General features: G+C 39.0%; 12 protein-coding genes. All 12 read right to left on the bottom strand.

Translation table 11 applies throughout. From position 1 onward, the window contains the following. Positions 1 to 41: 41 nt before the first annotated feature. The gene (locus tag BM398_RS03890) at positions 42 to 617 is read right to left on the bottom strand and encodes a zinc ribbon domain-containing protein (RefSeq protein WP_092336501.1); all 576 of its coding nucleotides are present in this window, start codon (positions 615 to 617) and stop codon (positions 42 to 44) included. A gap of 176 nt (positions 618 to 793) precedes the next feature. Continuing rightward, positions 794 to 2,527 (bottom strand): ABC transporter ATP-binding protein, encoded by a 1,734-nt coding sequence (locus tag BM398_RS03885; RefSeq protein ID WP_334292778.1) that lies wholly within the window; start codon positions 2,525 to 2,527, stop codon positions 794 to 796. A 2-nt stretch (positions 2,528 to 2,529) separates the two neighbouring features. Further along, positions 2,530 to 4,305, bottom strand: a complete 1,776-nt coding sequence (locus tag BM398_RS03880) for an ABC transporter ATP-binding protein (protein ID WP_092336499.1) — start codon at positions 4,303 to 4,305, stop codon at positions 2,530 to 2,532. Between the two features lie 205 nt (positions 4,306 to 4,510). After that, entirely contained in the window at positions 4,511 to 4,804 is a 294-nt protein-coding gene (locus BM398_RS03875; RefSeq protein WP_026514313.1) for a type II toxin-antitoxin system RelE/ParE family toxin, read from the bottom strand. A gap of 4 nt (positions 4,805 to 4,808) precedes the next feature. Continuing rightward, positions 4,809 to 5,162 carry an AbrB/MazE/SpoVT family DNA-binding domain-containing protein gene (locus tag BM398_RS03870; RefSeq protein ID WP_092336498.1) on the bottom strand — a complete coding sequence of 118 codons (354 nt, stop codon included), beginning with the start codon at positions 5,160 to 5,162 and terminating at the stop codon, positions 4,809 to 4,811. A gap of 116 nt (positions 5,163 to 5,278) precedes the next feature. Further along, a complete protein-coding gene (locus BM398_RS03865) occupies positions 5,279 to 5,902 on the bottom strand; it encodes a DUF6796 family protein (protein WP_092336497.1) in 624 nt (207 codons plus the stop codon). A gap of 93 nt (positions 5,903 to 5,995) precedes the next feature. Continuing rightward, positions 5,996 to 6,763 carry a ZIP family metal transporter gene (locus BM398_RS03860; RefSeq protein WP_092336496.1) on the bottom strand — a complete coding sequence of 256 codons (768 nt, stop codon included), beginning with the start codon at positions 6,761 to 6,763 and terminating at the stop codon, positions 5,996 to 5,998. A 17-nt stretch (positions 6,764 to 6,780) separates the two neighbouring features. Beyond that, positions 6,781 to 7,818, bottom strand: coding sequence for a methyltransferase (locus tag BM398_RS03855; RefSeq protein ID WP_175531831.1), 1,038 nt, complete (start codon positions 7,816 to 7,818; stop codon positions 6,781 to 6,783). A 21-nt stretch (positions 7,819 to 7,839) separates the two neighbouring features. Beyond that, positions 7,840 to 8,730, bottom strand: a complete 891-nt coding sequence (locus BM398_RS03850) for an alpha/beta hydrolase (protein WP_175531830.1) — start codon at positions 8,728 to 8,730, stop codon at positions 7,840 to 7,842. 5 nt (positions 8,731 to 8,735) lie between these two features. After that, entirely contained in the window at positions 8,736 to 9,818 is a 1,083-nt protein-coding gene (locus BM398_RS03845) for a Gfo/Idh/MocA family oxidoreductase (protein WP_092336493.1), read from the bottom strand. Beyond that, positions 9,818 to 17,320: a non-ribosomal peptide synthetase gene (locus BM398_RS03840; protein WP_092336492.1), complete on the bottom strand. Its 7,503-nt coding sequence runs from the start codon at positions 17,318 to 17,320 to the stop codon at positions 9,818 to 9,820. The genes BM398_RS03845 and BM398_RS03840 overlap by 1 nt, the downstream gene beginning before the upstream one ends. Next, complete coding sequence (locus tag BM398_RS03835) at positions 17,313 to 18,938, bottom strand: (2,3-dihydroxybenzoyl)adenylate synthase (RefSeq protein ID WP_175531829.1); 1,626 nt, start codon at positions 18,936 to 18,938, stop codon at positions 17,313 to 17,315. Before BM398_RS03835 ends, BM398_RS03840 begins: the two co-directional genes overlap by 8 nt. Position 18,939: the final 1 nt, after the last annotated feature.

Below are 18,939 nucleotides of genomic sequence, written 5' to 3'. Positions count from 1 at the left end.
CAGAAAAGAAGATATAAGATTCCTTTACCTATTTATGAAATCTAATCTAGTGGACTATATGCAATAATAACATAACCATCTTGCGAATCAGCCAATTTTATTATACTCTTTTTTGTACTCCACTCGTACCAACGATCCTCGATATCATCTGGTTCCCCATATAGCTTTGTGTACTCTGCTTTTATTTCATTGGCTAACTTGTTTGGCGTATAAGCGCAGTCATCACTTATAGTGTACATCAATACTACACTTGATAATGTAGCATTATTTTCAAACTTAAAAACTGCTGCCCATGTAATGCCTTCTCCCCCCTTATAATCATCAAACTTTCCTACAATAGTCTCACTATCCGTCACCATCAAAGAACCTGTTTCGGGACATTTCTTACTCATAGTGTAAAAAGCCGTGTCTATATCAGTCCCCCAAGCCAAGTTTTCATAAAAGCCATTCTTTTTTGTATTTAGATTAACTAGCAATATTGCGCCAGCGGCAATAACCAAAGCTATAAAGGCAACTATAATCGACATTACTTTCTTTGCCGCTCCAATTTTTGCACCACAATTCAAACAAACATCACCACCATCAGGAATCCTGGCTCCACACTTACCACAGATCATTCTTTACTCCTCCTAGCTTACGTCCTTTACCAAAAGTCTAATTTTTAAAATATACCATATCTTGCAAAAAGCCAATACATGAAATATATAGTTGTAAACATCATACAAAATAGTCTTCTAAAATAATAGGCGGCACATGGTAAACCATCACCACGTACCGCCCTATTATACTAATTTTATGCCATCTTCCACTTCTCAGACTGCATCTGAACCGAGATCATATGCTTGTAGATACCGTCAAGTTCTCTTAACTTTGAAGGGCTGTCTGATTCTGCAACCGTTCCGTCCTTAAGAACAACTATCTTATCCGCTCCGTCTACAGTTCTCATACGATGTGCAATAATAAGAACTGTCTTATCCTTTATAAGGTCGCTGATTGCTTCCTGAATGAGCGATTCGTTGTCTACATCAAGAGACGCTGTCGCTTCATCCATGAGGATAATAGGTGAATCCTTGAGGAATGCTCTTGCAATAGATATTCTCTGGCGTTCACCGCCTGAAAGCTCAGATCCATTCTCACCTATAAGTGTGTTATAGCCATCGGGAAGTTTTTCTATGAATTCATCACAGTGAGCAAACTTAGCTGCTGACATAACTTCTTCATCCGTAGCTTCTTTTCTACCAATCCTGATATTCTCAAGTACGGTATTATTGAAAAGAGTAACATTCTGGAAGACGATTGAATACATAGACAAAAGCTTCTCCGGATCGATCTTCGAAATATCCATTCCGCCGACCGTGATCTGTCCCGCATCGATATCCCAGAATCTTGAAGCAAGTCTTGAAACTGTAGTCTTACCGCCGCCCGAAGGTCCGATGAGTGCTGTAACTTCGCCCTGCTTAGCAACAAAGCTGACATCTTTAAGAACTGTCTCGCCATCCTCGTAGGAGAACTTTACATTCTTAAATTCAATGTCATAGCCCTTGTTTGAAAGAGTTTCCGTTCCCGTCTGCTCATAATGTGAAAAGATTTCATCCATTCGCTCACACTGTGTATCTGTCGCGATAAGTGCCGAGAAATTCTGAAGTGCGATCTGAAGGGGCTCATACATTCTTGAAACTACAAGTAAGTACATGAAGAATGTAACAACATCAATCTCATTTTTGATAAGAAGTGCAGATCCTGTTACCGCAACCGTACCTATTCCCAATTTGAGTATCATCTGCGCGCTGCAGACAAATGCTGCATTTAAGAACTCCGAGAAAATATTGTGAGACTCAACATCTTTTATCTTCTTCGTAAGTCCTACCATATATGAATCCTGCGCATTGTATGCCTTAAGATCTCGTACAGTCTCAAGCGCTTCCTGAATTCCGTCAAGACATGCAACCTTGTATCTGCTTCCTCTTCGGTTTACAACATGCATCACATTTCTTGATGTAAATACTATAATGAAAGCAACGGGAAGAACCCATACTGCTGCCACAGCCATTCTCGCATCAAAGAAGAAAAGGCTGACAACAACAATCGTAGTTGAAATAAAAGCTCCCACAAGTTCGGGCAGCCAGTGCGACGAAGCAGTCTCGATCATCGCACAATCCGCCATGATAGTATTTGTAAGATCGGCAAGATCTTTTTTTCCAAAAAACGAAAGAGGAATCTTTCTAAGTTTCTCAGCAAGTGAACGTCTTCTTACACCACTCTCCACATAGGTTGAAAAGAATGTCGCATTATATTGCAGATATTCCGTAAAAGCAATAAGTGCAAGGCAGATAAGACCGCCTACCACAAACAGCATTACATGTTCCTTTGGAATACTGCCATCCAGCAGATCTCCTGCCATTGTAAAAAGAATACCAACAGGCATCATCTGTGCAAGATTTGCTAAAGTGCACGCCCCGAAAGCTTTCACCATATCTTTGGTACCCTGCTCCGAAAGCGCATATTTATGTTGCATTTTTTCCATTATACTCATGCGCCCTTACCTACCTTCCAATTAACAGACTTCTGATACTCGTTCCACATATGGCTGTAGATACCGTTCTTTTTAATAAGCTCATCATGCTTACCTGATTCTGCCACTTTTCCACCTGACAAAACGCATATCTTATCGGTATCAACAACTGTAGATAAGCGGTGTGCGATCATTATTACAGTCTTGTCTTTTGACAGATTTGCAAATGCCTGCTGAACCATGATCTCATTGTCAGGGTCTGCAAAAGCCGTCGCTTCATCAAGAATAAGGATTGGCGCATTCTTAAGAAATGCTCTCGCAATTGAGATTCTCTGGGCCTCTCCGCCTGATACGTAAGTCCCCTTACTTCCGATCATCGTGTGTATACCATCCGGAAGCTTTTCGATAATATCCCAGCACATGGCATCTTTAAGAGCCTTAATAACTTCCTCATCCGTCGCGTCGGGTCTTCCCATTCTGACATTGTCCAAAATTGACATCTTAAGAAGCTTACTGTCCTGAAAAACGTATGAAACCTGCTTCATAAGCTCGTTGGTCGCAATATCTTTTACATCGACTCCGCCAATCTTAATGCTGCCCTCTTTAACATCCCAGAACCTTGCGATAAGTGAAGCGAGCGTGGTCTTACCGCCTCCCGAAGGTCCGACAAACGCAACATGCTCACCGGGCTTAATATCAAGTGTGATGCCGTCTATCGCATTCATCTTGTTTTCGTCATAAGTAAATTTGATATTGTCTATGCTGATTCCGCTATTCTTAGGCACCTTCGGATCTGCTGCCTCTCTAAGCGGTTCAACTTCCAAAAGAGAATACATCCTGCTGAGAGCATCTTTAACTATCATCTGGCTCTCTCCCGCGTATGCCACTTTCATAAGTGTAACCGTGAGAATAGGTGTGATTATGATGTAGAAAAGAATGTTATACAAAAACGGATCCGTTACCACATTTCTTGCAAAGATAAAACTGCATGCAACAAGTGCCGCAAATATTGCATTTGCCGCCGTGGTAAAGCCTATCATAGGCATCCTCATGCCGACGGTATAGGTAATAGTCCACTTTTCATATTTATCAATCGCATCTTTGAATCTTTTAAAAGAAAATACAGACTGACCGAAAGTCTTTACAACAGGTATACCTCTTACATATTCAACAGCCTCGGCAGACATCTCATCGAGGGCATTCTGATATTCCTTCATGTCGTTCTGCATCTTTTCACCCATCATACTGCCCATCATAAGAAAGGCCAGAACAGCAGGAATAAGACAGATAAGACCTATCTTCCAGTCAAAAATAAGAAGCATAGCGATGAGACCAATAGGAGTTGCATAGCTCACCGCTTTGTCGGGAAGGCTGTGCGCAAGATATGTCTCCGTAGCAGCACTTGAATCAGCAACTATCTTTCTTATCTTTCCGCTTCCCTGAGATTCGATATATCCCATCGGAAGCTTCATTACATGCTCCATCATCCTGGTTCTCATATTTGCCTGAACCCTGAATGCGGCAACATGTGAACACATAAGAGCTGCGATATAAATCACCATCGCCAGAAGGCTCATTCCTACCGCACTCCAGCCGTAAGATACAATATGTGTCGCCTTTCCGAAATCGGGACGTACTTCAACAACCTCTTTAATAATGCACCATATGTAATAAAATGGTACCAGTGCTATGATCGCACTTATCGCAGCCAGTATCCATGAACTTATGGTAAAGTACTTGTGATTTCCCGCATACTCAAACAGCTGCGAAATAACGCTCTTTTTCTTTTCCATCTTTGCTCTTTCCTCCGCTTGTGTTTTGTTAGTTTTAGCTAACCAATAATTAAACTTATCTTGAGTGTCTCTTCGACATTCTGATATATAATATCACTATTTGTTAGTTTTTGCTAACTGTTGAACAAAAAATTTTGGAGCAACACTTAATTAGATGTTGCTCCAAAATCTCAAAATAATCCCTTTTATAGTCTTACCCGTAGCTTTATTTATTCCAATACTTCTTTACTTCTCTGTAAAAATTTTCATGTGTTCCGGCAAGAATAACAACTACAAGTTCGTCATTAACATACTCTACAGTATATGCCACGCGATATTCCGTCCTGTTATATCTGAAACCATATGACAAAATTCCTTCAAGATCACCATGTTTTTCCTCTCCTACTGTAGGATCAGCTTTAATTTCATCAAATGCTTCCTTGAATAATTCCTTTAAATTCTTGTCTTTCAATTTCTTTATATACTTACCGGTAGCAGGAGAAATAATAATATTTGCCAATTACTTACTCCTCCTCACCAAATACATCATCATATGACATCGATTTCATTTCACCTTTAGCCATCTTATGAGCTTCATTTAGCATTTCCTTTATGGCAGGTCTGACTTTCGATTGTCTTGACTTAAATTCTTTTAAGAGATCCTTTCCCGAATACCCTTCATTTATTAATTCTTCAAGTATTTCTTCCGCAAATTCCCCGTTAGACTCCAAACGAGCAGGACGAATAACAAGTTCATTGTCTCTTATAATGCATTCTGCCTTGTCATCAAAACCAAGCTTTTCAAAAAATGCTCCCGGTATTGTTAATTGACGTTTGGAAGATATACTGATTATTTTCCTGTTCAATCCTGCAATCATCGGCTTTCCTCCTATATGTAAACCAATTTCACATTTTCTTTGTTTCTTGGTTTCATTGTAATCAAATTTCTTTATTTTTTCAACTTCAGTATAGTATCTTTATACTTTTTTCATTCTTATAATAAAGTCTGTATGATAGCCACAGCATAATACACAATAAAAATGAAATTAGTATACCCTCCGCATATGACCATATGAAGTCCCTTTGGAAGTTTACGTGATAATGGTTTTAATAGAAAAAGAAATCCCGGTGATATAAGCGCCATCCACTGAGGAAATACCGTTTTTCCTAACGCTATAAGAATTATCAAAATAAGAAGTCCCAAGCCTTCACCTGCATACAATATAAGTGCAAGCTTCTGAAAATACTTCATGGCTATATCCAAACCGGCCCTATGTTCATCGTCTCCCAGAAGTCCAAGATACGCACAGTGACTGTGATATGCACCTCCTGCAATAATACCGAAACAACTTAGCAAAAATGCCGCAAACGCAGCATTATGAAATGACTCATCCGTAATCATTACAATGTGATAAAAGCCTATGCAATAAAGAAACGCCGCAACAGGCCCTATCAAACCTCCCAGCGTTACACGCTTAGGAGGAAGCTTTTTCATAATATCAATAATGGGATTTATTGTTCCGTCCTGCACATAATCATTCTTATCAAAGTATAAGGTCATGTCTCCGCAAAACATAAGAAGTGCTCCTATAATTCCTACCGTAATTACCGCTGTCATATCTGCTCCTTTTCGATATTCAATAAAAGTCCCGTGCCCTTAAACAATTCGTCCAACAGCACGGGCATAAATGCAATTTCTTCTTAATAACTATCACCCTACCCCCACATCAAGCGCCATCATCATAATGAACCCTGCCGCAAAACATACCGTTCCTATATTGGAGTGTTCACCTTCAGACATCTCAGGGATCAATTCCTCAACTACAACATAGATCATCGCTCCTGCCGCAAAACTGAGAAGATACGGCATCATTGGAATAAGTACTCCGGATGCGACTATTACCAGAATTGCTCCGATTGGCTCAACTATTCCCGACAGTACGCCATACAGGAAAGTTTTCCCTTTCGGCACTCCCTCACCAAGAAGCGGCATTGAAACTATCGCTCCCTCAGGAAAGTTCTGTATTGCAATACCCAGTGCCAAAGCAAGTGCTCCCGCATAAGTAATGGCACTGTTTCCATACATCCATCCCGCACAAACTATTCCAACCGCCATTCCTTCGGGGATATTGTGAAGCGTAACGGCAAGAACGAGCTTTGTTGTTCTCTTAAGCCCGCTTCTCGGACCTTCCTCAAGCTTATCAAGATGCATATGAGGAGTCACAACATCAAGAACAAGTAAGAATAGCATTCCTATTCCAAAACCGATAGATACGGGAACAAATCCCATCTTTCCCATCTCAGCGGTTTGATCAAGCGCCGGCAATATCAAACTAAAAAAAGATGCCGCAACCATTACACCTGATGCAAAGCCCGTAAGAGCACGCTGAGTCTTTTCTCCTATCGCTTTCTTAAAAAAGAACACGGTCGCTGCTCCAAGCGCAGTTCCGATAAATGGGATCATAATAATCTGAAACATAGAACCTTCTTTCTAACTTATATCTCTCCCACTTCGTAGGATGTTACGTTTTCTTTCTTACATATAATGGCAGAAGTACCATTATCAATATTAATTATATCATCTATTTGAAGCCCAGCTTTTTTAAGAAGTACTTCAAATTCTGCTTTTGTCCGTTCCTTTCCGTTACAGAACACCCACATCTGTATGTCACATATATATCCTTTTATACAAGCAGGATTGTTCGAATCAAGGATAATCTCATCAATTATCACAAGTTTACTGTCATCGCCCATTGCATCTTTTACATTTTTCAATATAAGTTCAGATTTTTCATCATCCCAGTCATGCAAAACTCTGGAAAGAACAAATATATCTCCCGTAACCTGCAAAGGTTTAAAGAAATCAGCCTCTTTAAAAACACACCTTGTGCTAAATCCATCTTTCAAAAGCCCTTCTTCCGCTGCATCTTTCGCCTGACTCAGATCAAGTATGGTGCCCCTGGCCTGAGGATAATATCTCAAAAACTTCTTTATTATGGTTCCTGTCCCGCCCCCTACATCCACAATATCGATACAAGAAAATTTGCTTTCAAGTTTTATAAACAGAGCCTCAAGATCAAGTTGTTTGCTTACGGAGCTCATCATCTTGTTAAATGTAGAAAAGCGGTCTTCATCATTCTCAAGATTATTAAAAAGTTCATCCTCTCCCAAAAGTTCCATCGGTGCTTTGCATTCAACCATGGAATCATACATTTTCATCCATACTTTTATACATTCTCTTCCGCAAAACAAAGTGTAATCTTTAAGTGAATCTTCCGAATCCTCCGCAAGATACTCTCCCATATCAGTCAAGCTGTAGACTTCATTTTCACATCTTATTATTCGATACTGTTCCAACGGTCTAAGTATTTTTATAAGATAAACCGGATCTACATTAAGATCCTCTGCCAAAAGATTCAGCTTATTTTTTTCTCTTTTTATAGAATCAAATACACCGAGTTCGCAAGCGGAATAAATAATCGCAGTGCTCATAAATCCATTGATGAGCATCTGTGTTTGGTTTTTTGCGTTCAAAATCATCTCACCCTTTCATCATTAGTACTTATCCAAGAATTCAATAAGCTTGCCAACTACAAAATCATTGTCATATATATCATGATTTCCGTCCAAAGTCTGAAATGAAACATTATCATTTTTCACTTCATCTCTGTATCCGACCAAACTACATTCTGTTGGTAGAATTTTATCATTGTTGCCCTGAAATACGATTATCGGCAAGTCGACATTGTTTACTCCGTCAAGCGCCGAATAATCGGCATATTCTTTGTAGAATATACGATTATAATCCTCAGCCCCGTATATCATCTGTTTTGTAATAAAATTGGAAAACTTCTTATAATACATCTTTGCATATTCAATTCCGCTGTTAAATGCGGCAATTGCAGCAACTGCCCTCACCTTAAATGAATAATCTTTTAAAATAGCACAGATTGCGTATGCTCCCACACTGTGCCCGGTGAAATACAGCGACTCATAATTATAGTTTTCTTCAACATCATTCAATACAGCCTTTAGATCAATGATCCATTGCTGATAGCCCTTAGGAATGTATATACCATCCTTTACAAATTTATCTACAACATCAAAAGAATATATATCATATCCCGCATCAGACAATGCAATAATAAGCTTTCTGTAATCAGGACAAAAAAGCCCCGTTCCCTTATTCAATACAGCCAGTTTTTTACTTCTTTCCGTACCTCTTGTAAATAAGTATTTTGTAAGCTCTCTTTCTCCCGATGTTACCGTTCCCTTTTTCACAGATATATTCTCTTTTTCAAAACAGGAATAATCTGTCTGTGCCGGATTCAGTTTAAGCTTCATTCTAAAGACAACAAACAAGACCCCAAAACCTACCAACCTGCATAGCATCATTAAACAGATTAGTATTGCGACAAGAATAATAATTAAAGAAGTAACCTTCATAATTTTCATGCCTCCCCGCAGTCAGTATTTAAAAGATCTTTCATTTTGATCGGAACAATTTTTTCTTCAGGTACATCTCTGCTTGTCCCTATCATTCTTCCAATCTCATTCCAGTACTTAGCCGCAGTAAGGTTATGCTGCTGTAAGAGTTTATCGTCAGATTCGCTTTTTATCTTTGAATAGTGGATATTCAGATAATTCCTTATTGTATTTGGCCACTCTTTTTCAAAAAGTCCTCTTATATCAAGGTTATCCTCTTTTTTCAGGATTTCACTTAACTCAATGTTTAAAACGTCATCATTTTGATACGGATCCAGCACGCCTCGCTCATCCCTCGGAATCAGATATCTTGGATTCCAGATTATTTCTCCATGCGACTCCGTCATGCTAAGACTTCCGGACTCTGTATACAGTGTTATTCTCTGCATAAGATAAACATAGTTATCCGGATTATCACTGTTTAATTCATTTTGAATCTTTATCTGGCAGGGAATATTCTTAACCTTTCCCGAAAGCTGACTAAACATTCCAACGTTCAAAAGACTGTTTTCATCAATCTCCCAAGGCGTAAATCCTTTTAATACTCTTCCGATAACATCTATGAGAGGCAGAAGCACCTGCAAACTGCAGGATGCTTCCAGATAAACAGGTCTTGTTTTTTCAATAAGCCTATTTGCCATCTCAATAAATTTATTTGTCACCGGTAAATAGGAATAGAACATCTCGACAAAATAATGGCAATTATTCTTCTTAGCTGCCATATAACATTTGCGCATGTCATCAAAATGCACCGGTTGTTCCTGAATGACATGAATTCCTTTTTCAAGAAAAGCGAGGGCAAGCTCAGTTCCTTTACCTCCGACAATGTTTGATCTGACAACAACACATGCCAGATCGACATCATCTTTTGAAATATCATTCACATCAGTATATAGCCTTACATTCTCTCTTTCGGCAATTTCTTTGGACTGACTGCTCCCCGTAGAAAGAATTCCGACCAGTTCATATTTGTCATCGGATAACTTTACTCCCTCTATGTAAAATCTTCCGAAAGATGTTCCGCATACGACAGTTCTTATCTTACTCACTAAATCTCTCCTTCCTCAGCGTCACATATCTGTTCTTCGATAACTCCTGCCAAAGCTTCAATAGTCGGATGTTCAAAAATCGTTCCAAGATTTAATTCGACATGGAATGAATTTTTAATCTCGTTGACAATAGTAACCGCTTTAAGCGAATCTCCTCCTTTTAAGAAGAAATTATCCCCGAGATAAATCTGCTCAATTCCCAGACACTCTTGCCATATTCCCGCAAGATTTATTTCAACTTCAGATCTTGGAAGCTCACATTTTGCAACATTGTCTGTATTATCGAACATTTTGATAAGCTTCTTTCTGTCTACTTTTCCGTTTGCACTAAGAGGCATATCATCAATATCATAAACTGCTTTCGGAATCATGTAGCTCGGTATCAGATCTTTCAATCCTTCCAGTACATTAATATCGTTATCGTTACGACTAACATATGCCGTGAGCTGATTTCCACTAAACACTACCGCATTGTTGCAATTTGTCAGCTTCCTGATAGCGGATTCAATTTCTCCTATCTCTATACGATATCCGCCAAGCTTGATCTGACCGTCTTCTCTTCCCAGAAATACTATATGTCCTTCGGGAGAATACATTGCCAAATCTCCTGTATTATAAAGACGAAGTCCATCAAAAGCATTTTCTATAAATGCTGCTCTTGTGCGTTCAGTATCATTCCAGTAACATCTCGCAAGACCGGCACCTGCAATATAAAGATCCCCCGGCACATTATTGGGCACAATTTCCATATTGTCATTTAAAATAAACATTTTCTGGTTCGCCAAAGGTATTCCATAGGGAATGCTGGCCCTGTCCTTATCAATGTCCGTTACCTCATGCCAGTTAGACCATATTGACGCTTCCGTTGCACCTCCGAGACCATAAACGATTGCATTTGGAATACATGCATTTACGTTCATCTTTATATCTACCGGAATCCAGTCTCCGCTTAGAAGTATGCTTCTAAGAAAACTACATTTTTCATTTTCGTTCTGCAGATATTCAACAAACATCTGCATATACGCAGGTACCGAATTCCAAACAGTAATTCTCTCTTCTTCCAGTAATTCATACCAATATGAAGGTTCTATGGCTCTCTTAGACTCAGGAATAACAATCTTGCCACCCACGTCAAACATTCCAAAAACGTCATAAACAGACAGATCGAAATTCATTTGAGAAAGAGCTATTGTGGAATCATGTTCCGTACATCCCAATCTTTCATTCACATCTGTTATGGTGTTCATCGCACCTGCATGTGTAATGGCAACTCCCTTTGGTTCTCCTGTTGTTCCCGAGGTATAAATTATATACGCAAGCTCATCCGAACTTACCTTGGGAAAATCTACAACAGTATCATCCAAAGCATTAATATCTATCACACGATAATCATCCTTATAATCATCACATTTGTCGCTGTCTTCGACTATCATTATGCAGACCTTGGCAAGTTCCATGATTCTTTTATTTCTGCTTACGGGATGATTCATATTAAGCGGCAAATAGCAGCCTCCCGCCATCATTATTCCAAGCGCCGCCACAATCTGATTCTTTCCCTTGTCCATGTATATTGCCACGGGCTGCTCTTTATCAATACCGATTTTTAAAATATTGCATGCACATTTTTGTGCAAGTTCATAGATAAGAGCATATGAATAACTCTTTTTATCAAAAACAATCGCAGTACTATCAGGATTATTCTTCGCATTTCTAATAAATCCATCCAGCAAAGTTTTCTCTTCAAACTGCTTATCGGTATCATTTATACTTGCGACCATTGCCTGATTATCAGGAATAACTATACTCTTTTGCTTCTTTTCCCAAATAGCATCATCCTCAATAAATCGGTTCAAGGCGTTTGAATAACATTCAAACATCTCCTCCACCATGTTTTCCGGGAACAGACTTTCAACCGCATCAAGCGATACCACCAATCCCGTCGCATCATCATACACCTGCATATCAAGCCAAACCTGCGGCGTTTGAGACAAGCCGTATCCAAGCTTTCCAAGATAAGAATTATCCTCACTTGTTCTGTCTTCGGTAAGTCCGATTCCACTTGTAAATACCACCGGCATGGTAATTCCGGTCTCTTTGTTTTGATTCATCATTCTCTCAACTTCTACTCCGCTTACTGTAGAATGTGACAGATCTGACCATAAAACTTTTTGAAGATTCTTGGCCCTCTCTACAAAAGAGTCACCCTCTGTCATATCAAGACTTAAAATAGTCAGAGTTGTAAAGTCACCGACAACATGGTTGATATCTTCAACAAAAGGTGTTCTGTTAAACCTCGTCAGATTCAGACTGAATTTCTGATGCCTGCTGTATCTTGCGATTACTTCCGCATACAGATTCATCAGGAATACAGGTTCCGTCAATCCGTTACTCTTAATAAGTTTTTTAAGTTTCTCCCACTTTTGATACGAAACACTTGTGGAAAAACGTCTGAACTTACCGTTACCGCCATCTTTATTAACAGGAAGTTCGGGAGCGGGATAAATACTGTCTATTTTGTCATGCCAGTATTCCACATCCTTCTTATAAGTAGCACTGTCCAGATTTGCATTTGTGCTAAGCACATATTCTTTAAATGTAAAATCTGATTTACTTACTTCAGCATTCGGATTGCCGTAAATCTGCTTCCACTGCCTGAATATGTAGAACATACTCCATCCGTCAAAGAACATGTTGTCAAAACTGATAAACAGCCTTCCTTTATTGTTCTTAAGCTTTGCATATCTAAAGTCATACGCAGGCCATGTATACGGATCAAATATCTGATATGACAATTCATCTCTGATCTCCGATAATCTTTTTTCCGTAAGTTTTTTGGACATGTGCGTAAAATCTTCTATTCTGATATGATACTCAGGTGTTTCCTTCAAAACTCTCTGATTCATATTGTCCGCACATACAACCACTCTCATCATAGGATGAAGCTGTATTATTCGGTTCAGACTTGTCTGCAGTCTTTCTTCATCCAGATCTTCCGTGTCCATCTCAAAATAGCAATGACTGCTCACATTGCTAAGATCGAATACTCCGCTTCGGCCGATAAGGTAAGACTGCTGTATCTGAGTAAGAGGAAACGGTTCATATGGCTCTGTATCCCTTATGATCACAAGTTCTTTTTCTTCTGACCTGTTATCATTCAAAAGCTCTTCAATCTTTTCCGCCATGTCCGAAAGAACAGGCTTAAGGAATATATCTTCCAAAGAATAATCTATATGAAATATATTCTTTATTTCATTTCTAAGAACCGTCGCAAGAAGGGAATCTCCTCCAAGAACAAAGTAGTTATCAGAACGTTCCGAATCTACCTTTAAAAGTTTATCCCATATTCTTTTTAGACTTCGCTCTGTTTCAGAATACTTGACTTCAGAGACCTTCGTTTCTTTTTCTTCTTCAATTTCAATACTCTTAAGCTTTGCTCTATCGACCTTTCCGTTGGTAGTAACCGGTATCTCATTAATAAAGACACAGTACTTGGGTATCATATATTCAGGCACGGTATTCTTAATACCATCACGAATCCACTTATCATCCGTAACTTCGAAATGCCTATTTTTACTTATAAGTTCAAAAAAGCTGAATCCTCCAAATTTTTCTTCGTCGCTATAACTTATGATTACAGAAAGAGGCGATGCATCAATTATCTTTTTCCAATCATCAAATGATAAAAGCATATTGCCTGTATCGGCTCTTAAATCTGTATACTCCCTCTTCAAAAATACGGTTGTCAGAAGTGCAAGCGATGTCATATTTGCAGGCTCCGCAAAGATTACTCTTCCGTTTTCTTTAAGTATTTTGCCTATATTATTAAGAGCATTGTCTACATTTTCGCTTCTGTGAATTGACTCATTGGCAACGATCACGTCATAACCGCTTGTAAGTTTTAAAACAGGTTTTGATATATCAAGCTTTATAACGCTTACGTCTGCATCAATATCCTCTTTAAGCTTGCCTACATAATACTCTGATGACAAAGCCAAAGTGCAATTGCCATATCCGCAGATATCACATACTCTTTTTATAAACTCAGGCGAATGCGAATCAAGTATGAGCACCTTTAGATTCTTATTATCACCAACTACCAAATCCAGTCTTTTGATAATAATATCTTCCTGCACTTTTCCTACTTCATCGTCCATTAACAATTGATCCACTTCAACAAAATCTTCTGAAGTAACAATGTCTTTGGCTGTCATACTTCCTGATAACAACTTACCGATATTTTTTTCAAAAGTTTTAAAAAAGATATCAAGCTGTTCGTCACAGAAATTCTCTTCGTCATATAAACCTGCGATTTTTTCCCATTCACTTATCAGATTCTTATATTTTCCAAGAACCTGCTCTTTATCGATTTTCTTTAAAAGCTGTTTTGCCTTATAAGAACAATATCTGTCATATCTTCTGTTCGCGTTCCTGATCTTATCTATAGTTTCATCCGCTTGGCTGATCTGAATATCATTTTCCGAATCTTTACTGTATATTGATGATTTCAGATTATTAATACAGTCATTTGCAGCATTCTTCAAAGAAACATAAGCAACAAGTGCCTTGCTCTGCTTTCCTTCAATAATATCCACGTAAGATTTCTCTACAGAATCCAGTTTGTCTATGGCATTTTCTATTTCACCCAATTCGATTCTGTGTCCCCGAAGTTTAACTTGCCTGTCGCTTCTTCCAAGAAACTCTATTGTATCGTCATTCCAGAATCTTCCCATATCTCCGGTTCTGTACCATCTTCCGAAAGAATCTGTCACAAACTTATTGGCTGTCAGCTCTTCATCTCCAAGATATCCTTTTGCTACGCCCACGCCGCCGATCCATAGTTCACCCGGAACATAATCGGGACAATCGTTTCCGTTCTCATCAACAACCCTATAAATCTGTTTAGGCAAGGGCTTGCCATAAGGAACAGATACCCAGTCCTTTGGAACACATCCTTTTACAGCGATATAATTTGACCATATAGAAGCCTCTGTTGCACCTCCCATCGCGAGAATCCGAGAATCAGCGTTTAATGCACCGACTCTTTCGGGAATATCCAGATCGATCCAATCGCCCGAAAGCATGATCCATCTAAACGAAGAAAGCGCCTCATTTTCAGCCTCCGCCTCTATCAAAAGCATTTTAAAAAGAGTGGGAACCGAATTCCACAAGGTAATCTTTTCTTCTTTTATAACTTCCAACCATCTGTCAGCAGCTCTCCAAGAATCCTGCGACAATACAAACAGACTTCCTCCTTCTCTGAGTATTCCCCAGAAATCATATACGGAAAGATCGAAGTCGTAAGATGATACATTAAGAATGCTGTCATTCTCCGTCACATCGCATAATTCATTTACGGAATCAATGGTATTTGCCGCACTCTCATGACTTATCTCAACACCTTTGGGCTTTCCCGTCGTACCTGATGTAAAGATTACATATGCACTGTCCGTGCCCTTTACTTCAACCGGTGCTTCAAGCGGTCTGTTATTTATCAAAGTTTCATAATCAAAAACAGTAGCACACGTATCATCAATGTTTTCTTTATACTCACCTTCTGTAATTACATAGGCAATATTTTTCTCCGAGATCATTGTGCGAACTCGCTCTTTTGCCTGTCCGACATGAATCGGAACATATCCCATTCCTGCACATAGAACTCCAAGCGCAGAAATAATCTGCTTTTCACCTCTTGGCATAAATATAGCAACAAGCCCCGACTCATCATCCTTTTTTCGAGATGTTAATCCGCAAGCTATAGCCAAAGCTTTTTTCATAAGCTTCTCATAACTCACGGTATTTCCGCTGTCTACATTTTTAATCGCTATCTTATCGGGATTATTCTTTGCACAATTAAAAATCTTTCCATGTAAAGTCTGTGAAAGAGCACGGTATTTTAAACTTTCTTCCACAGCCTTTTTCCTACGTATCTCACCTAAGGACAGATTTTCAATTTCCTTATTGATTCCATACCCGATGACATTCGACAATTCATTTTTGAAATGCTCAAACATCTCATCAAGAAGTCCGTCCGGAAAAATCTCATCAATGCTGTCCCACAAAAGTGTAAGACCTTCATCCTCATCAAAAGCCTGAAAATCAATCCACACCTGAGGCGTCTGAGAGATCATATAATCAATCGGGCCAAATTCCTCGACAAACTCATCGGAAAGCAAAGGTTCACCCAAATTGCATGAAAAAACAACAGGTGCCTTTATATCGCTTCCTTTTTCCTTTTGAAGCCTGCGCATTACCCAAACACCCGATACATTGGTATGCTCTACGTTTTCCAAAAAATTCTTCCGAATAGCCTTTGCATCTTCAATAAAACTCTTTTGCTTCGTAAAATCCATTTCAACAAGGACAATGTTGGTAAAATCGGCAACAACATTCTCTATTCCTTCCGCAGTATCCCTGTTAAATAACGGAAGATTCATAAGGAATTCTTTATTCTCACTCCATTTTGCCACAGTCCTTGCATAAGCTGTAAGCAAGATCATTGCAGGTGTGAGCTCATTGTCGGATGCGCTTTTTTTGATGGATTCCCAGCCCGACTTATCAAAATGAACCAATCTTCTTTTAAATCTTGGATATTTAATTGATTCAATCCCATGTCTAACGGGTATTTTAGGGCCATCGGGAAGATTCTTTATCTTTTTATTCCAATATTCTTCATCTTCCATGCGACGAGCTTTGTTATTATCGTGAGTATCTCTTAGATACTGTGCAAAATTCCAGTCTGACACATTCGGCAATGTACCGTCTTTATAAAATCTCGCAAGATCGCGCAAAATAATCTTAAAACTAAGTACATCACATATAAGAAGGTCAATATCAAAATGCAATATATAATCCTTATCATTTATCTTTGTAAGCTGTAATGCAGCCACCTGACCTTCATCTATCTTTAAAAGACGATGTGATAACCGCTCCCTCTTTTCAGTAAGATATCGTACCCTCTCATCAGCTGATAAACCTGAAACATCTTCAACATTTATCTTTGATAAATATGGTTTATCCATAATGCACTGCTTGCCATCCTCAGTGTATCTTGCACGAAGCATTTTATGTGAATTCTGAATGGCTAGCCATGCTTCCTCAAGCTTTGAAATGTTTATATCACTGCATCTGACTTCCATATAACCGTGACAACCTACTCCGCCCAGATACTGGCTTTCTCTTCTTCCTATCCAATAAGCATATTGAACATCTGTAAGGTCAAACGGCTCTTTGTCTGAAACGATACCGGCTTTTAATTTCTTAACACCTTTCCTTGGTGCATTCGCAATAATATCCGCCCAGCTGTTTATATAGGGTGCCTTCATAAATTGCGTAAAATTAACCTTGTATCCTTCCTTCATCCAATAGGAAATAATGCGCATGATACTAAGCGAATCTATATTAAGTTCATATAAATTCATCTCGGCGATCTGATCTGCTGCCACATCTTTATTTTTCTCTTTTATCTGCCTGATTAAAGTTTCTTTTATCTGTGATTTATCCATTGACCGGCTCGCTTTCTTCCAACATCTTCTTTAAACGTTTTTTATCAACCTTGCCTACATTCGTAAATACAAGCCCATCCCTTAAATGTATCTCATCGGGAATCTTATATTGTGCCACTCCCTGTCGGTTAAAAAAGCTTGTTATATCAGTAATTGAGATTTCTTTGTTATCCGAGACAAGTACAGCACATGTTCTCTCTCCCAGATTTTTATCTTCACGGCCAAATACCGCCGCGTCTTTTATATCCGGATGTTTCTTTAAAATCGATTCAACCTCCGAAGGAGTTACATTCTCTCCCGCCCTGTTTATCTGTTCTTTTACGCGTCCGCAGATAACAATATTTCCGGCATCATCCATATAGGCTTTATCACCTGTATGAAGAAATCCATCTTCTGTAAAAAGATTCTCATTCAATCTGTCATCACCGTAATATCCAAAGAATGTATACGGACCTTTTTCAATCAATTCTCCCTGTCCGTATCTTGGTAATTCATTTCCATCCGAATCTACAATCTTAACTTCATCTCCTGCAGAAACAGGTTTTCCCTGAGTTGTAAGAATCACCTCAAGATCGTCAGATGCAGATGTATAACAGGTTATTCCTTCACCAAGTCCATATGCCTGATGTAATGCTATTCCCATCTTATCTATCAATTTCAGCGCTATTTCTCTTTCTAATTTGGCTGCACCGATAGTTATCCGTTCCAAAGAAGAGAAATCTCCCTCGTACCAATCAAGTACCTCCGTCCAGATTTGCGCTATAGCAGGAACTATGGATGTGATCGTAACTCTATGTTCCTCTATCATTTCAAAAGCTTCGTCAAAGCCTGCAGTCTGACACATCACAACAGTTCCGCCGTTATAAAGACATCCCAGAATTCCGGGATCGGCAAGCGGATAATCATGTGATGTAGAAAGTACTGCCATATATACTGTTTTTTCCGTAATATCAGTCACCTTGCTTACTGCCTTGGCATTATAAACATATGCCTCATGAATCCTTGGAATCAGCTTCGGCATATTGGTTGTTCCGCCGGAAAGTAAAAATAGTGCGATTTTTCTATAATCATCCTCATAATCCTTGAATTTGGCGATTCCAACGCTTTCCTCATACTCAGGTATCACCGTAACAGGAAATCTTTTCTCTCCTCCAAATTCCTTGTCGGAAAAGACTTTTTCTATTGTAAGCTCAACAGTTTCTTCAGACTCCTGCACCATTTTGACATACTCAAATCCAAGAAACTCATCACATCCTATATAAGCTTTTGGTTTTATCACCTCCGAAACGCTTGACAGTTCCTGTCCCCTATGCGTTGGAAGCATGAGCACGGGAACTATCCCCGCCTTTAAAAGTGCCATCAGAACCGCCACATAAAGCCTGCAGTTAGGAAGCTGAAGTAAAACCGTATCTTCTCTTTTTAATCCGTTCTGTAAAAAGAAAGATGCGAGCCTGTCAGAATATTCATCTAACTCTTTATATGTGTATGAACCGTCACAATCTATTACCGCCGTTTTTTCAGGAAACTTTCCGGCTATATTCGATACCGCACCATGAATTGTTTCCTTTTGCAAATAACCTTGCTCTTCATACATTTGCAACATTTCAATTGAATTCATA

Origin of the sequence: Butyrivibrio sp. M55 (assembly GCF_900116865.1) — a bacterium.
Classification (GTDB): Bacteria; Bacillota; Clostridia; order Lachnospirales; family Lachnospiraceae; genus Butyrivibrio.
Note: the sequence above shows the minus strand (reverse complement) of the source record. Positions and strands in the feature narration are given on the sequence as shown.